General features: G+C 41.1%; 11 protein-coding genes and 1 pseudogene. 7 read left to right on the top strand and 5 right to left on the bottom strand.

Annotated elements, in window-relative coordinates; translation table 11 throughout:
- Positions 1–464 (bottom strand): IS3 family transposase (locus C1710_RS01470; RefSeq protein WP_146002387.1); only part of this gene is annotated, 464 nt, incomplete at its 3' end.
- Positions 461–1,075: a helix-turn-helix domain-containing protein gene (locus C1710_RS01465; RefSeq protein WP_102279073.1), complete on the bottom strand. Its 615-nt coding sequence runs from the start codon at positions 1,073–1,075 to the stop codon at positions 461–463. The genes C1710_RS01470 and C1710_RS01465, both read right to left, overlap by 4 nt.
- A 273-nt stretch (positions 1,076–1,348) precedes the next feature.
- Between C1710_RS01465 and C1710_RS01460 the strand changes: the two are divergent.
- Positions 1,349–1,711, top strand: a pseudogene (locus C1710_RS01460) (transposase); the annotation flags it as partial.
- 263 nt (positions 1,712–1,974) lie between these two features.
- On the top strand, positions 1,975–2,898 hold the full coding sequence (locus tag C1710_RS01455; RefSeq protein ID WP_102279266.1) for an IS30 family transposase: 924 nt from the start codon (positions 1,975–1,977) through the stop codon (positions 2,896–2,898).
- 41 nt (positions 2,899–2,939) lie between these two features.
- Here C1710_RS01455 and C1710_RS01450 read toward each other — a convergent pair whose 3' ends face one another.
- Positions 2,940–4,019 (bottom strand): glycosyltransferase, encoded by a 1,080-nt coding sequence (locus C1710_RS01450; protein ID WP_102279264.1) that lies wholly within the window; start codon positions 4,017–4,019, stop codon positions 2,940–2,942.
- A 279-nt stretch (positions 4,020–4,298) separates the two neighbouring features.
- Between C1710_RS01450 and glf the strand changes: the two genes are divergently transcribed.
- From glf to C1710_RS01430, 4 genes are all read left to right on the top strand, one after another.
- A complete protein-coding gene (glf, locus tag C1710_RS01445; protein WP_102279261.1) occupies positions 4,299–5,408 on the top strand; it encodes a UDP-galactopyranose mutase in 1,110 nt (369 codons plus the stop codon).
- 5 nt (positions 5,409–5,413) lie between these two features.
- A complete protein-coding gene (locus tag C1710_RS01440; RefSeq protein ID WP_102279258.1) occupies positions 5,414–6,841 on the top strand; it encodes an oligosaccharide flippase family protein in 1,428 nt (475 codons plus the stop codon).
- 33 nt (positions 6,842–6,874) lie between these two features.
- Positions 6,875–7,696: a LicD family protein gene (locus tag C1710_RS01435; RefSeq protein ID WP_180961269.1), complete on the top strand. Its 822-nt coding sequence runs from the start codon at positions 6,875–6,877 to the stop codon at positions 7,694–7,696.
- A 253-nt stretch (positions 7,697–7,949) separates the two neighbouring features.
- Positions 7,950–10,415 (top strand): peptidoglycan DD-metalloendopeptidase family protein, encoded by a 2,466-nt coding sequence (locus C1710_RS01430; RefSeq protein ID WP_146002358.1) that lies wholly within the window; start codon positions 7,950–7,952, stop codon positions 10,413–10,415.
- Between the two features lie 257 nt (positions 10,416–10,672).
- On the opposite strand, the gene C1710_RS01425 is transcribed toward C1710_RS01430, so the two are convergent.
- On the bottom strand, positions 10,673–11,998 hold the full coding sequence (locus C1710_RS01425; RefSeq protein WP_102279250.1) for an ISL3 family transposase: 1,326 nt from the start codon (positions 11,996–11,998) through the stop codon (positions 10,673–10,675).
- Between the two features lie 163 nt (positions 11,999–12,161).
- Here C1710_RS01425 and C1710_RS01420 point away from each other — a divergent pair, with 163 nt between their 5' ends.
- Positions 12,162–14,504 carry a GH25 family lysozyme gene (locus tag C1710_RS01420; RefSeq protein ID WP_102279247.1) on the top strand — a complete coding sequence of 781 codons (2,343 nt, stop codon included), beginning with the start codon at positions 12,162–12,164 and terminating at the stop codon, positions 14,502–14,504.
- A gap of 66 nt (positions 14,505–14,570) precedes the next feature.
- On the opposite strand, the gene C1710_RS01415 is transcribed toward C1710_RS01420, so the two are convergent.
- The gene (locus tag C1710_RS01415) at positions 14,571–15,758 is read right to left on the bottom strand and encodes an IS256 family transposase (RefSeq protein WP_102279244.1); all 1,188 of its coding nucleotides are present in this window, start codon (positions 15,756–15,758) and stop codon (positions 14,571–14,573) included.
- Positions 15,759–15,780 lie beyond the last annotated feature (22 nt).

The following is a 15,780-nucleotide window of genomic DNA, read 5'->3' as shown; positions in this document are numbered from 1 at the left end:
CTAAGTGGGTATTGACCGTATAGATCCAGGACAACGTGTAGACGGACTTTGTACTTACGAATGTTGTAGGCAATTTCCGTCGTGTCCGTCACCCACACCTGATTTGCGGCAGCTTGTTCAAACTGGCGGTTCAGGGTATTCTGTGCTTCATAAGTTTCCTGCTCCTGCACACGTTTTCTCTTAGGCTGACGATAGTCCGCTTTAATACTGTGTTCCTTCATAATGCGCATGACGCGCTTCTTGTTAACTGTGTATGATAATCTTTCCCGCTTTATTAAACGGGTCATCTTGTCATAACCAACGCAGTGTTTATGTTGTGCTTCTAACTGTTTAACGAGCTTTAGAATTTCTTGATCTTGAATATCATGAACCGTCGGTTCATGGGTAAGCCACTTGTAGTAAGCCTGCCGACTTACCCCGGCTGCTTTAACTAGATCAGATACCTTATACCCACTTTGGCTCATTTCCTGAATCGCTTGATATCGTCCGGCCGTTCCACCTCCCGATTGTGTATTTCGACCAATTTTTTTGCGAAGGCAATCTGTACCTCCCGTTCCTTCGCTTTAGCTTTCAGCTGCCTTACTTCTTGTCGTAATCTTTCCACTTCATTGGTTGGTGTTTTGCCTTTATGGCGACCCCGGTTATCCTGAAGGGATTCCCAATCGTGAGTTCTTTGGTACTTTCGTACCCATGAATAGACCCGTTGATAGCTGACATTAAATTTTTCTGCCGCGGCTTGATAGTTATACTCGTGATCAATTGTCCATTGAGTAATTTGCCGTTTCTCCTCAAAAGTAACTTTTCGGCCCACTTTCCTAGCTCGCTTTCTTGTTGCGTAAGCAACACTTAATTGTCCACTATTGTACCGGACAATCCATTGATGTAGTTGGGAAAGACTACGAATTTGATATCTATTGAGAATTGCTTGGCCTGACAGGGTACCTGAAAGGTAAGCTTTAACGGCTAATCGCTTGGTTTGAAGTGTGTACCTGTGATTGTGTTCAGGGCGAATCAATCCAGCCAAACCAGCCGTTAAAAATTGTTTAATCCATCTGTTAAGGCTAGAGGTCCGCACCTGGTGATAATCCGCGTATACCCCGAGTGAGTAGTCTGAATCTTGGTAATTACTGAGTAACCTTAATTTTTCCGTCGTTGAATATGTTCCTATTCAAAACACCCCCTAGAGATGACACTTTTATTATTTAAAGTGTCAACCCTAAGGGGTATTGTACGAGGGGAGTGTAAAATATTTTGTGTAAATTGATACCTTGAGGGTATTGAAAAAGGGAAAGCCTTCCCCGTATGATTGAAATCGCTAAAAACCAATCAGAATACGGAGGCTTTCCCCATGAACCAGTTTAACAAAGATATTATCGCAGCGCTATCTTCAGACAAAGATATTACCCTGAATGAAATCTTACGTTGTCAAATCGAAGTGGCCGTTAATCAGTTCCTTCAAAATGAACTGACTGCGGTGCTAGGCTACGAACCACATACTCGGATCGACCGATCAAAAGACGACGTGAACTACCGGAACGGGACGTACACCCGCACTATCGACACTGAGTACGGTGAAATTAATCTGACGATCCCACGGGACCGGTTAAACAAGTTTCAAAACGCCCTCTTCCCTCCTTACGTGCGTCGGACTGATGGACTGGAGGAAATGGTCATCAAGATGTACTCCAAGTGCAAAACAGATAGAATCATTGTTAGGAGTCATCCTGAATCATCCTTTCGATAGAAGCTATTTGGTCGTAGATTTTTCCTGAAGGGAGTCAGTGATGGCTCCCTTTTTGTACGAAAAAATCCCATTAACAGATTACCACGTTGGCAATCCATCAACAGGATTTAGTGTAGATCCTTTTTATATGGCAAATTGTAAAATTTAAGTTGAACATTTAAGTGGACAGAAAAACCCATCAAGGTCTTTAATGGTGCTACCACAACATTCCATTAGAAAGAAGGACCTTTATGGGCACCACTATTTTATCATTCCAGAACCGCGTTGTCATTGAAACGTTTCATAATGAAGGACGTTCCTTACGATACATCGCTAATTACTTAGGCTTTAGTAAAACCACAGTCTTTAACGAACTTCACCGGCTAAATAGTGAGTACCGGGCTGAGCTAGCGCAAACTGACTTTGAACGCAAGGTTAGTCAACGGGGGCGGAAGTCTTCGCTCACTAAAAACCTTAAACACTTGATCGAAGAAAAGATTCAAGTCCAGAAGTGGTCCCCTGAACAAGTTGCCCATGTGGTGGGGATTGCCTACAAGACGGTCTATAACTGGATTGATCAAGGATGGCTTGATGTACAGTTACCCGATTTGCCTGATCATGGAATGCGTCGTCATCGTGCTAAAGAAAAGCGTGGTACGTTCAGTCACGGCCGCTCCATTGAGGAGCGTTCTCATAAAGTCGAAACTCGCCAGGAATTCGGCCACTTTGAAGCTGATACCGTGCTTTCTGGCAAGCGTAAAGGTCAAGCTGTGGCTACTTTTGTGGAGCGTAAGAGTCGCCTGACAATTGTTAAACGGCTCCATGGCCGCGACAGTCAGTCCATGACTCAAGCCGTACTTGAACTAGCTAGTCAACTTCAAGACAAGCTCAAGACGCTGACCGTGGATCATGGTAAAGAGTTCGCTAACTATCAGACAATTGAACGGCAAACTGGTACTCCGGTTTATTTTGCCCATGCTTATTCACCACATGAACGCGGTAGTAATGAAAACCGTAATCGAGTTTTGCGACGGTTTATTCCCAAGGGACAAGCCATTGAAGAGTTGAGCGATCGCCAGCTGGTTCAAATTAATTGGTATCTGAATTCCCGACCACTTAAATGTCTTAACTGGCACACACCAATCGAGATCTTCTTGCTTAATCTACGTCACTAAATTCGTTCAAGTTATTTCTTGCAATCTGCCATATTGCAAAATTAAGAGTTTGTGGAACGTAATAAAATTGCGTTAATAGCTTTTGAAAATCGTTGATAGTACTCATCAGGTTCAAATTTTCGAAATGTATTTTGGATAGTTATAGGAGATGGTAATTGAATATGGCCATCCACGATCCTTTGCAAAATTGAAGTTAGTGATTTCTGATCATGAAGTTGGTAAATAATACCATTATCATTTGTAATAATGTCATCGGGACCAGTCGGCATATTTGCTGATACACAAAATACACCATGAGATATAGCCTCACAGAGAACGGTTGGCAATCCCTCAAAATTTGACGTTAAGATAATGGCAGTGGCTTCCTTTATTTTGCTCCATGGGTCAGCAATGAAACCATGGAATAAGGTTTTATCAGCTAAGCCAGTGGATTGGATGTATTGTTTAACTTCATTTCTTTGGCTACTATCTCCATAAATGTCCAATATGAAATTACCATGTACTTGGGATAATGCATCAATTAACTCCCTCATATTTTTTTGCCCATCGAGCATGAGACGTCCTAAAAAAATAAAGTGTTTTGGCTGGGTTGATTGTGGAATAATGCGTTTATCGGAAATAATTGGATTTAATACGTTAAAAATTCTACTACTTGTAATTCCGCTCTTCTTTAACTCTTCTTTAATGCCTGTGCTTATTGCTAAATAGTAGTCACACGAGTGGAGAAAAAGTTTTTTAATCGGGTGCTGAATGGTTGAATAGTGATACCAGGCAATCACAGGGGCATTTAGATGAATGACTTTTTTTATGTATTGAGCTAGTGACCACATGACAGGGTTGGTTGAAATTATAAAATCAGGCTTTTCACGTTTCAGAATAATCAACATTTGGGCTGGGAGAACGCTGAGGTAATATAAATTGCGGATGAAACGATACTTACTGATCCACGTCGTTTTAATATCTACTCCTTTTTCCCATTCGGTAATATCACTACCACCAATGCTGTAAACTTTTAACTTGTATTGAGAATGATTTGACATTGAGGAAAACAGATTATGGATTACAGTTTCAGTTCCGCCTCTACCAGACATAAACGGGACAAACAGAATGCCTTTTTTCATGAGATAGACGATACCTTCCTAAACGAATTTATTTCTAAGATAGTATAACACAGAGCATTGTTTCCAATATTTTATCTGAGACAAATAGGCGTTTATATCAGATAGCTTAACGAAGGTGGTTGACACTTATTTGAATAATTGTTCAAAAAGTAATTTACAGTTTGCATTGATACATATAGTAGGAGGTTAAACGTCAAAAAAAGATGATAGTTAAACTTGCGTATAATAATTAAATAGGGTACTATTTTGCTCGTATATACCCTTTAGGAGGCATATTTTATGTACGATTATCTAGTAGTAGGCTCAGGACTTTATGGTGCCACTTTTGCACATGAAGCTGCTAAGCGTGGTAAACGGGTGAAGGTCATTGAAAAGCGTGACCACATTGCTGGTAACATCTACACCAAGGAAGTTGATGGGATCCAGGTTCACCAGTATGGCGCTCACATTTTCCATACTTCGAATAAAGAAATTTGGCAATACATTAACCAATTTGCGGAATTTAATCGCTATACTAACAGCCCGGTTGCTAACTACAAGGGTGAGATTTACAACCTGCCGTTTAACATGAACACCTTTAACAAGATGTGGGGTGTGGTCACACCTGCTCAGGCCATGGCAAAGATTAAAGAACAGCGTCAAGAAATGGCTGGAAAAGAGCCGCAAAACCTCGAAGAACAGGCAATTTCTTTAATTGGCCGTGATATCTACGAAAAGTTGGTCAAGGGATACACGGAAAAGCAGTGGGGGCAGAAAGCAACTGAGCTACCCGCCTTTATTATCCGTCGTCTGCCAGTTCGTTTGACCTACGACAATAACTACTTTAACGACTCGTACCAGGGAATCCCGATTGGCGGTTATACCCAGATTGTTAAAAAGATGCTCGATAGTGAGCTGATTGATGTAGAATTAGGTGTTGATTTCTTTGACCATCAGGATGAATACCTGGCTAAGTACCCGCGTGTTCTCTTCACTGGACCGATTGACCAGTTCTTTGACTATCAACTAGGGGAACTGGAATACCGAAGCCTCCGTTTTGAAACCGAAGAACTTAACGAAGATAATCACCAAGGAAATGCGGTGGTTAACTACACGGATGCGGAAACTCCTTACACCCGGATCATTGAACACAAGCATTTTGAATTTGGCAAGGGTGACAAGGGCAAGACCATTATTACCCGGGAATACCCAGCTGACTGGCACCGTGGCGATGAGCCATACTACCCAGTCAACAACAGTGAGAACAACTTACTGTACAAAGAATATCGCAAGCTGGCTGAAAAGACACCAAATGTCATGTTCGGTGGACGGCTTGGCCAATACCGTTACTACAACATGGATCAAGTTTTAAGTGCTGCACTGAAAGCAGTTCATGAGGAGTTTGATTAACAACTATGAAAGTGATCAAGAACTATTTGTATAACGCTGGTTACCAAATTCTACTTATTTTGGCACCACTAATCACTACGCCTTACATCTCACGTGTTATTGGTGCTAACGGTAGTGGGATTAATGCCTATACTAATAGTTGGGTCACTTTTTTTTATTTAATAGGGCAAATGGGAATAACTACCTACGGCAATAGACAAATAGCTTATTGTCGGGATGATCTAATTGAGCGATCACGTGTCTTCTTCGGTATTGAGTTATTACAGACTTTCACAGTTACAATAGCTCTTGTATCTTACCTTGTAATCGTATTTTTATTTAGCTCAACATTTAAAACTTATTTTTTAATCCAGTCACTTTGGATTATAGCTGCTGCATTTGATATTTCATGGTATTTTATGGGTCTTGAAGACTTTAAAAAGACCGTTTCAAGAAATGCAGTTGTCAAATTGACAACTATTGCGTTAACCTTTGTGATAATTAAAGGGCCTCAAGACCTTGGACGATATATTTTTTTACTGGGTTTTGCACAGCTAGCTGGTAATCTTACGTTGTGGCCTTATCTTCGCGGTTCTGTGAAGTGGGTACCAATGAAAGAATGGAAGCCCTTTAAACATTTATATCCTTCTATATTGTTATTTATTCCGACGATAACTATTCAGATATATGTGGTTGTGAATCGGTTGATGCTTGGTCGAATGTCAACCCAAACAGCACTAGGTCAATTTGATTATTCTGATAAGATTGTGAAGGTTGTATTAGCTGTGGTGACAGCTACTGGTACGGTCATGCTTCCACATATTGCCAATAAATTTGCTGCGGGCGATGTTAAAGGAATTAGAAATAGCTTATACAATATGTTCGATTTTGTATCTGCACTGGCAATCCCAATAATGTTCGGTTTAATGGCCGTTTCATTTAAGATGGCACCATGGTTCCTTGGCCACGAGTATGTTGCAACGGGAAAAATTATTTTTTTAGAATCACCTGCAATTCTATTTATTGCATGGAGTAATGTTGCTGGTAATCAATATTTAGTCCCAATCAACAGAGTGACAGAATATACAATTTCTGTGACCGTTGGGGCTGTTATTAATGTGATTGCCAATTTATTTTTGATTCACTTGTGGGGTGCTAATGGTGCTGCGGTTGCTACCGTTATTTCTGAGTTTGCGGTTACTGCCGTTCAACTGCATTGTATTAGAACGACCATTGCTCGTCGCCGACTGTTTGCTGATACATGGCGATATTTGTTAAGTGGGTTAATAATGTTTTTTGCTGTGTTCCGGTTGAACGAGATCATGAATATGAATTTTGTTAATCTTTGCCTTCAGGTTTTTGTTGGCATTATTGTGTACGGACTTGGCCTCCTTGTGTTTAGGGCGCCAATTGTCAAGATGGCTTTGGAACGGCTAGGTAAAGTCAAGGAATAATGTTACAAGAATTTTCAGAGAGGGATGACATTAGTGAAAAGATTATCCAATCGTGAAGTAAAAAACAAGATAATTGAAATAATGGTTCACTTTGACAATTTTTGCCGAAAACATAATTTGAAATTTTATTTGTGTGCTGGAACCTTGCTTGGTGCTGTTAGGCATAATGGCTTCATTCCATGGGATGATGATGTTGATGTGTGCATGTCGCGACCACAGTATGACAAGCTAATTGGATTAATTAAAAAGGATGATGTGTTTGATGATCATTATCGGATTATCACTTTTGAAAATAATACGTCACACTATCCTTATGTTAAAGTCCTTGATGTTAATACCGTCACTGATCAAAAATACACAAATGAAAAAGGAGAAAATTCGTTGTGGATTGATGTTTTTCCGTTTGATGGGGTGAGTGAGGATCTCGAGGAAAGAAAGCAATTGTTTGCAAAATCTGAGCGTGCTCGAAAGACAATTCTTTTAGCTACGGCTAAACCCTTTGCAGCAAATGGTGGGATCATCAAACATATAGTGAAGCCTTTTGCTGTTTCGGGTGCGAAGATTATCGGAATAGCTAGAGCAAATAAAAAAATAATCCAGATAAGTAAGTCCATCAATTATTATGATGCTAACTTGGTTGGCGACCCTACGTGGGGAGAATTTGATAAAGAGATAATGTCAAAAAGAGAGTTTGAAGTGAGCGTGCCGATTTCGTTTGAAGGTCGTAAATTTTGTACGATGTCATGCTGGCGACAGTATTTATCTTCAACCTATGGTAGTGACTTTATGAAATTGCCACCTAAGGAGAAACGCGTTTCTCATGACGTGATTGCGTGGGAAAAACAGCTTAACTAGTAAAAAATGTTTTTTTGTTACAAACTAATTACTATTTTTTTACGACCTTTTTAACTTTTTAGTTTAGATATTGAAGCATGCATTCAATATCTTTATAATTGAAAAGTAATTGGAAATGTGAAGTTTTGAAGCTTAACCTATGAAACATAATTAATAATTTAAACAAATATCGAAGATTTATAATTAAGGAGAAATTATTTTGTCTGTACCTGGTAATAAATCGACTAACTCGAAGCTAATTGGACGTTTATGGTTGTTCGCAGGCATTTTATCGTCCGGCTTTGTTTTTGGCGGGCATCATAAGGTGCATGCTGATGTTAATGCGAATAATAACGAAGCCGATACAAAAGTAACCTCGAATTCCGACGTTACTACCTCAGCTCAAGCTGCTCAAAATCTTCAGAATGCTAACAATGGAATCAATCTTAGTGTCAGTGACTCTAACAGTACCGCTGTTAATGATTCTAACAATGGTTTAAAGCCTACCAACTCTGAAGCTACAGATACTAACCATAATAACCAGCAAAATGAAACTCCCACTCAGAATTTGAGTGGTTGGCAAAAGAATGATAACTCGTGGCAGTATTACGATCAGAATACACATCAAGCTAAGACCGGATGGTATCAATCTGAAGCTGGTAATTGGTATTACTTTGATTCTTCCAGTAAGAATGCTCTTACTGGTGAGCAACATATTAATGGCCATTGGTATGACTTTGACCCCATCAATGCTTGGGCTAACAAAGGCTGGAATTTTGTTGGCGGTTCATGGTATTACTACGATACGGTCAATGCGTGGGCAGATACTGGTTGGAAAAAGGTTAATAATAAGTGGTATTATTTTGACCCCGCTACTTCAAAAGCTGTTACTGGTCTTCAAAAGATCAATGGTGCCTGGTATGACCTTGATGTCAACAATGCGTGGGCAAAGACTGGTTGGCAATTAGAGAACGGCTCATGGTATTACTTTGATGATACTAATGCTTGGGCATATACTGGCTGGCAAAAAATCAATAATAAGTGGTATTATTTTGATCCATCTACGGCTAAAGCCGCTACCGGCGTTCAGAAGATTAATGGTGCCTGGTATGACCTTGATGTCAATAACGCTTGGGCCAAGACAGGCTGGCAATTAGAGAATGGTTCATGGTATTACTTTGATGATGTTAATGCATGGGCTTATACTGGCTGGTTTAAATCTAAGGCTGGATATTGGCATTACTTTTCATCGTCAACTGGTATTGCCGCTACCGGGCTACAGAGTATTAATGGTGGTTGGTACTACTTTGATAAGGACAGCACCAGTGCTTGGCAAGGGTGGCGACTAATCAATGATTCATGGTATTGCTTTGATCCTCAGAATGCCTATGCGCTAACTGGTTGGCACAAACTTAACGGCAAGTGGTACTACTTTAGTTCTGATACTTCACAAGCAGCTAAGAATTTCCAAACAATTAATGGGCATGAATATTATTTTGATCCGGCTAATTCTTGGGCATTAACTGGTTGGAATTTTATTGATGGATCGTGGTATTACATGGATCCTAATCAGGCTTGGATTGAAAGTGGTTGGCAAAATATTGGTAATAAGACTTACTGTTTAGATCCACAGCAACATGGTAAGATGCTTACTGGCAAACAGTCAATTGGTGGTAGCACTTACTATTTTGACAAGGATGGTCATCAAATTAAGAGCACTTCTGTTACTTCTGACGGCAAGATTATTAATGTCGATAATGATGGTAAGTTGCATACCAATGTCACGGTCACTGACAGTAATGGTAATTCCACATTTGTTGGTGATGATGGGATTATCAATTTGATTTCGACTGGCCTGTTTACCATTAATGGCGAGACCTTTAATTATGATCCGTCAAGTAACAGTTTTACTCATGGATGGATTAAAAAGGGCGACTCTTGGTACTATTTCGATCCCCAGACTGGTACTGCTGTTACTGGCTGGAATAAAATTAATAAGCGTTGGTACTGGATGGACGAGAAAACCACCGCAGCACAAACTGATTGGAATAAGATTAATGGTGCCTGGTACTACATGGATCCAACAAATGCTTGGTGTGTTACTGGCTGGAATTACATTAATGGTGCTTGGTACTACATGGACCCAGTGGGTGCATGGTGTAACACAGGTTGGAATAAGATTAATGGTCAGTGGTACTACTTTGATCCAGCTAACGCATACATGTACACTGGTACTCACACAATTAATGGCAAACGGTATACTTTTAAGTCTAATGGTGTTTGGGAAGATGGCTGGGCTTGGCCGTTTCCCTCAGTTGGTCAAGGACACTTTATGGGTTCCCAATTATTTGGTGTTAACCCTGGTGGTGAATTCCGTTTGAATGGTTTTCATGACGGTTTGGACTTCGGTTCAATCGATCATCCAGGTAGTGCTGTTCATGCTGTTCATGGTGGTACGGTAAAGGCTGTCGGCTACGGACGTGGCATTGATTGGTATGTTTTGGTAGATACTGGAGAATACTTAGTTGTTTACCAAGAAGCATTTTCAAGTAAGAATAAAATTACTGTTCATGTTGGACAGGAAATCAATACTGGTGATATTATCGGCTATCGTGATACATCTCATCTTCACTTGGGGATTACCCGCAATCACAACTACAGCCAAGCTTTAGCAAGTTCTTTCATCAACAACGGGACTTGGCTAAACCCACTTACTATTATCCGAAATGGACTTCAATAATTTTGCAAACCAAAGAGAAATCGCGAATGATTTCTCTTTTTTATTGGCTCTTTGTCAATCGGTACTGATAGCTAATTTGGCTCTTTGTCAATCGGTACTGATAGCTAATTTTGACCAGTTCAAGCAACTAGTTTGCTTGGGCTGGTTTTTCTTGTGATTATGGGTGCCTGAACCATGATGTGCGAATTTTTTAATGCTATTAGTATGCGAATCCGGAACCGGAAAAAGTTGNGTACTGATAGCTAATTTTGACCAGTTCAAGCAACTAGTTTGCTTGGGCTGGTTTTTCTTGTGATTATGGGTGCCTGAACCATGATGTGCGAATTTTTTAATGCTATTAGTATGCGAATCCGGAACCGGAAAAAGTTGCGAAAACCATAAGCCGTCCGTTTGATTACTTTGATTTTGTTATTAGTACCCTCAATGGGACCATTAGTTAACTGGTATTGAAAGCTCCTGATGATTTCTTCCTGGTGTTGCCGTAAAGTCCGCTGGACTTTTTGTAATTGTTTAGGCAGATTAGTGAGTTTGCGTTGTAAGAGTGCCGTTAACTCTGCTGCTTGACCTTGATCCACTGCCTCTATCAAAGTTTGGTAGTAGTCATAAGCTATTTGCAATTCGGGTGACATGGACAAAAGCCGATCAATGACCTCACTATCAGACAACCAGGCGCCACGAAAGTTGCGCCGTGGATAGTGGTGAATATTATCTAAATGAGCGATTTTTTGTAAAAGTAACTTCCAGAAACGCTTTAAAACGCGATACTCGTGGGTGCCATGACCATAACGATTCATTACTTTAATCCGCACCGCTTGAAGTGCCCGATACGCCTGGGCAACGATATGAAAATGATCGGCAATAATTCGGGCATGAGGAAAGAGTTCCTTGATTAAGCTCCGGTAAGGTTGATAAAGGTCGACGACAATCAAACGGACAGCACATCGGGCCCGCCGGGTAAAGTGACGATAAAAGTATTGCTTTAAATAACGCGAGTTCCGGGATTTAATAATATCGATGGTGCGATGATTAGTCGGATTCATTAAGAGCATGCTCATCCCACTATCAGCGAATTGGCCTGACTTGAAGTCATCAAAAGCAATCGTTGCCGGCAGCCAATCTTTCTCAGGAACAAAGGTGTTTTCTAGCGTATCGATGGTTCTGGCAACGGTACTAGCAGACACGTAATAGTTATGGGCTAACTCTTTCTGTGAAATATTACGGTGAAGGTCTTTGATAATGAATTGCTTCACGTTATTAGCAATCCGACAGCCGCGGCTAATGCCTTTAATCGTGGCGATTTTCGTCACGGTTTGCGGACATTTAGTGGACGGCTTACAGATATACTGCTGTTTTTTAATCATGAGAATGGTCTTTACACCAGCGACCGACAGGGCGGTAATGACTACTGGGCGATGACGAAAACCATTCTTCAACATCGGGCGTCCACAAACAGGACAACGACATTCACCAGTCTTGACCAAATGAATGATTTTGGTTTGGTCATCAATAGTCTCAGCCCCTTCTTTATCCAGCTGAAGCCCTGGGTCTTGGATTCCGGTTAAAAAGTTGATATCATTAGTCATGAGGATTAATTTCCTTTCTGGAGGACAATCACCACGATTTAGGCTTTGGGGTGATTGTCCGTTTTTTTTATTGTCATCATAAACGAAAAACGGTACCGATGGAAAATTCCATCAGTACCGAATAGTGTAGAACCTTTTTATTTAAACCTGAAAGGAGCCAATTATGAATCACAAACATTTCGGAAATTTTAAGTATTATCTGTGGAGTTCTTTAGTTCTTGCTTCATTAAGTGGATCATTGGCACTTCATGTGCATACAGTTCAGGCAGATACTCAGGCGGCAGGCATAGATAACAGTATTGCGAATGTAGTTAATTACAACAACAGTGAGGATCAGGCGTCTCTTAAAATCCATAGTACAGGTAGCAGTACAACATCGCAGGTTTCTACTAATCAAAATGTGGTATCTTCTGGCCAAGCTTTCCAAAAGGCTGCCACCAATTCAAATTTGTACCGGGTGTCTTTGGCTGCTACTCAAACGGCACCAGACGGTACCCCTTATATTAGTGTAGGTGATTCACAATATCCTCGTGTAGATGCTATTGATGTTTCGTCTTATCAAGCATCTTTAACACCGGCCAACTATCAAACAATGAAAAACGATGGTGTTAAGACGGTTATTGTTAAAGCTACGGAAGGCGGTTCATATATTAACCCATATGCACAATCACAGGTAAGAAACGCTCAAGCGGCAGGACTTGGAGTAGCTGCATACCACTTTAATGAGTTTGCAAATTCAGCGCAGGCATGGGCTGAAGGAATTTATTTTGCTGATGAGCTTGATCGCCTTGGGCTCAGTAAATCTACTCCGGTGATTGCTGATATGGAATCGAGATACGTACAATATGGGAATGTCGCCAATGATTTGAAATCTTTTTGGGATGCACTTTCCAGCAGAGGGTTTAATAACCATATTGTTTATTGTTCTTTGTCATATGATAGTCAATATGGAGTAAGTGCCACAGTAGGTAAGAAAAAGACCTGGATTGCTCAATATTTATATTATCCATCACGCGTTAATCAAAATATTCGAAGTGACTATGGTGCATGGCAGTTTAATTCTCACGGCAAACTATATGGCTATAATGGTGATTTAGACTTGTCAATTGATTATGACAACATTTTTCAAAGTGATCAAGTTGAACAATATATGCAAAATGGCCACTGGTATATTAAGAAAAATGGTGTTATTCAAACTGGATGGCAACGACTTTATTCCAATGCGAATAATGGGATGAGGTGGTTCTACTACGGTAGTGATGGTGCCAGTGTAAGTGGAAAGCAGTATATTAATGGTAATTACTATTATTTTGACCCAGATTCATGGGCGATGGTGACTGGATGGCACTTAGAAAATAATAAATGGTATTATTATAATCCTGCTTCGACTAATGATAATGGCAAAATGATCCATGGTCAGGATGATTATATTGATGGCTCTTGGTATTACTTTAATGATGATGGTTCCATGTTAACTGGTTGGCACCAGGAAAATGGCAAATGGTACTACTATAACGAGGCCAACAATAATGGGAAGATGTTAACTGGACTTCAATACATCAATGGCTCTTGGTATGATTTTGATTCTACAGGTGCGATGTTGACTGGCTTGCAAATTGATGCTGTTAATCAAGAAATGCACTATTATGATCGCCAGGGACGTATGATTATTAATAGGCAAATTAACATTGATGGTAAAATTCTTCATGCTGACTCTAATGGTGTTCTCACTGTAATGGCTACTAATGACATCACTAATGGCACGGTTGATCTTAACGGTCAAGTTTACTTTATTAATCCTACTGGTAAGTATGCAACTGGTTGGCATAGGATTAATGGATATTGGTATTATTTCGATAAAAATAATGCACAAGCCAAGAAAGGATGGTTTAAGTCTGACGCCGGAAATTGGTACTATTTCCAAAGCAATGGTCAAGCAGCCACAGGGCTACAACATATTAACGGGGCCTGGTATTACTTTGACAAGAAAAATGCCTGGGCCAATACAGGTTGGCAGCTTATTAACAACGCTTGGTACTACTTTGACCCGACGGGTACATGGTCATATCAAGGTTGGGAAAAGATCAATGGTCGTTGGTACTATTTCCAAAGTAATGGTCAAGCAGCCACAGGGCTACAACATATTAACGGGGCCTGGTATTACTTTGACGAGAAAAATGCCTGGGCTAATACAGGGTGGCAGCTTATTAACAACGCTTGGTACTACTTTGATCCGTCAGGTGCATGGTCGTACGGAGGTTGGCAAAAGATTAATGGTAGTTGGTATTACTTTGATGAGAAAAACGCTTGGGCTAGCACTGGTTGGCAGTTTATTAATGATGCTTGGTACTATTTTGACCCAACAAATGCGTGGGCGCTTCGCAACTGGCAGTGGATTAACGGCCATTGGTATTACTTTACTCAAGATGGCCGAGCCGTGACGGGGCGACACTATATTAATGGCGCTTGGTATAACTTCGATACGGCCAATGCTTGGTTGCTTTAGTTATTTACTGAGAGTGTCAAGAATGTTGTGTAAAAAAGGAAACTTCGCCCGCGTGAATTGGCACTTCTAAAACATCGAATCAAGCGTGTCGTGACACTCCTTGAATCCCCGATGTGCTAGATTCTCAAATTTATCGTTGTACTCCATCACTTGCGTCATGATAAAGCGATCGAGGGCCCCTTCGTTTGGGAACTGCTCTTTACGTCGGACCATCTTCTTCAGGCTCTTATTGAACGACTCAATTAGGTTCGTCGAGTAGATGGTCTGACGGATCGCAGTTGGAAAACTGAAGAACGTGAATAGCTCCTCCATTTGGACTAGATTCTTGATTCGACGCTTATAACTGGACTCCCACTTAGCACTGAAAGCCGCCAATCGTTCTTTGGCGGCTTGTAGGTTCTCTGCTTGCCGAATAGCCTTAAAGTCGGTGATAATCTCCCTGCGATCGTTTTTGCGAACGTACCCTAAAAGGTTGCGCTCTGCGTGGACCCAGCACCGTTGAAACTTCGCCTGTGGGTAGTTAGCCTCAATCGCAGATTGAAGTCCAACTAAACCGTCGGCGATGAACAACTGAATATCTTTAATCCCCCGTGCGCGTAATCCCTGGAGTAGTTCAGACCAAGCGGCTCCGTTCTCGGTCGGTGCGATACTGTAGTCAAGAACTTCCTTACCGCCGTCACTTCGAATTCCGATCGCTACGTTAACGGCTTCTCGTTCAACGGTACCACGGCGTAACGGAATGTAAGTAGCATCGAGGAACACACAGACGTACTGTGAGTACTTGAATTTGCGCTCGTGGAACTCTTCAACCAGGTGTTCCGTCCGCTTAGTGATGTTTGAAACCGTGGTTGGTGAGTAGTAGTGGCCGTACATTCTCTCAACCATATCAGCGATTTCACGAGTTGTGACGCCCTTGGAGTACATCTTGATGACCATTTCCTCCAGTCCATCAGTCCGACGCACGTAAGGAGGGAAGAGGGCGTTTTGAAACTTGTTTAACCGGTCCCGTGGGATCGTCAGATTGATTTCACCGTACTCAGTGTCGATCGTGCGGGTGTACGTCCCGTTCCGGTAGTTCACGTCGTCTTTTGATCGGTCAATCCGAGTATGTGGTTCGTAGCCTAGCACCGCAGTCAGTTCATTTTGAAGGAACTGATTAGCGGCCACTTCGATTTGACGACGTAAGACTTCATTCAGGGTAATATCTTTGTCGGAAGATAGCGCTGCGATAATATCTTTGTTAAACTGGTTCATGGGGAAAGTCTCCGTATTCTGA

The sequence above is a fragment of the [Lactobacillus] timonensis genome (assembly GCF_900240275.1).
Taxonomy (GTDB): Bacteria; Bacillota; Bacilli; order Lactobacillales; family Lactobacillaceae; genus Limosilactobacillus; species Limosilactobacillus timonensis.
This window is presented reverse-complemented; position numbering and strand designations above follow the sequence as displayed.

Coding starts and splice junctions, on each gene's coding strand:
- C1710_RS01455 (WP_102279266.1), top strand. CDS start 1,975: ATGGGCACCACTATTTTATCATTCCAGAACCGCGTTGTCATTGAAACG.
- glf (WP_102279261.1), top strand. CDS start 4,299: ATGTACGATTATCTAGTAGTAGGCTCAGGACTTTATGGTGCCACTTTT.
- C1710_RS01440 (WP_102279258.1), top strand. CDS start 5,414: ATGAAAGTGATCAAGAACTATTTGTATAACGCTGGTTACCAAATTCTA.
- C1710_RS01415 (WP_102279244.1), bottom strand. CDS start 15,758: ATGAACCAGTTTAACAAAGATATTATCGCAGCGCTATCTTCCGACAAA.
- C1710_RS01450 (WP_102279264.1), bottom strand. CDS start 4,019: ATGAAAAAAGGCATTCTGTTTGTCCCGTTTATGTCTGGTAGAGGCGGA.
- C1710_RS01420 (WP_102279247.1), top strand. CDS start 12,162: ATGAATCACAAACATTTCGGAAATTTTAAGTATTATCTGTGGAGTTCT.
- C1710_RS01425 (WP_102279250.1), bottom strand. CDS start 11,998: ATGACTAATGATATCAACTTTTTAACCGGAATCCAAGACCCAGGGCTT.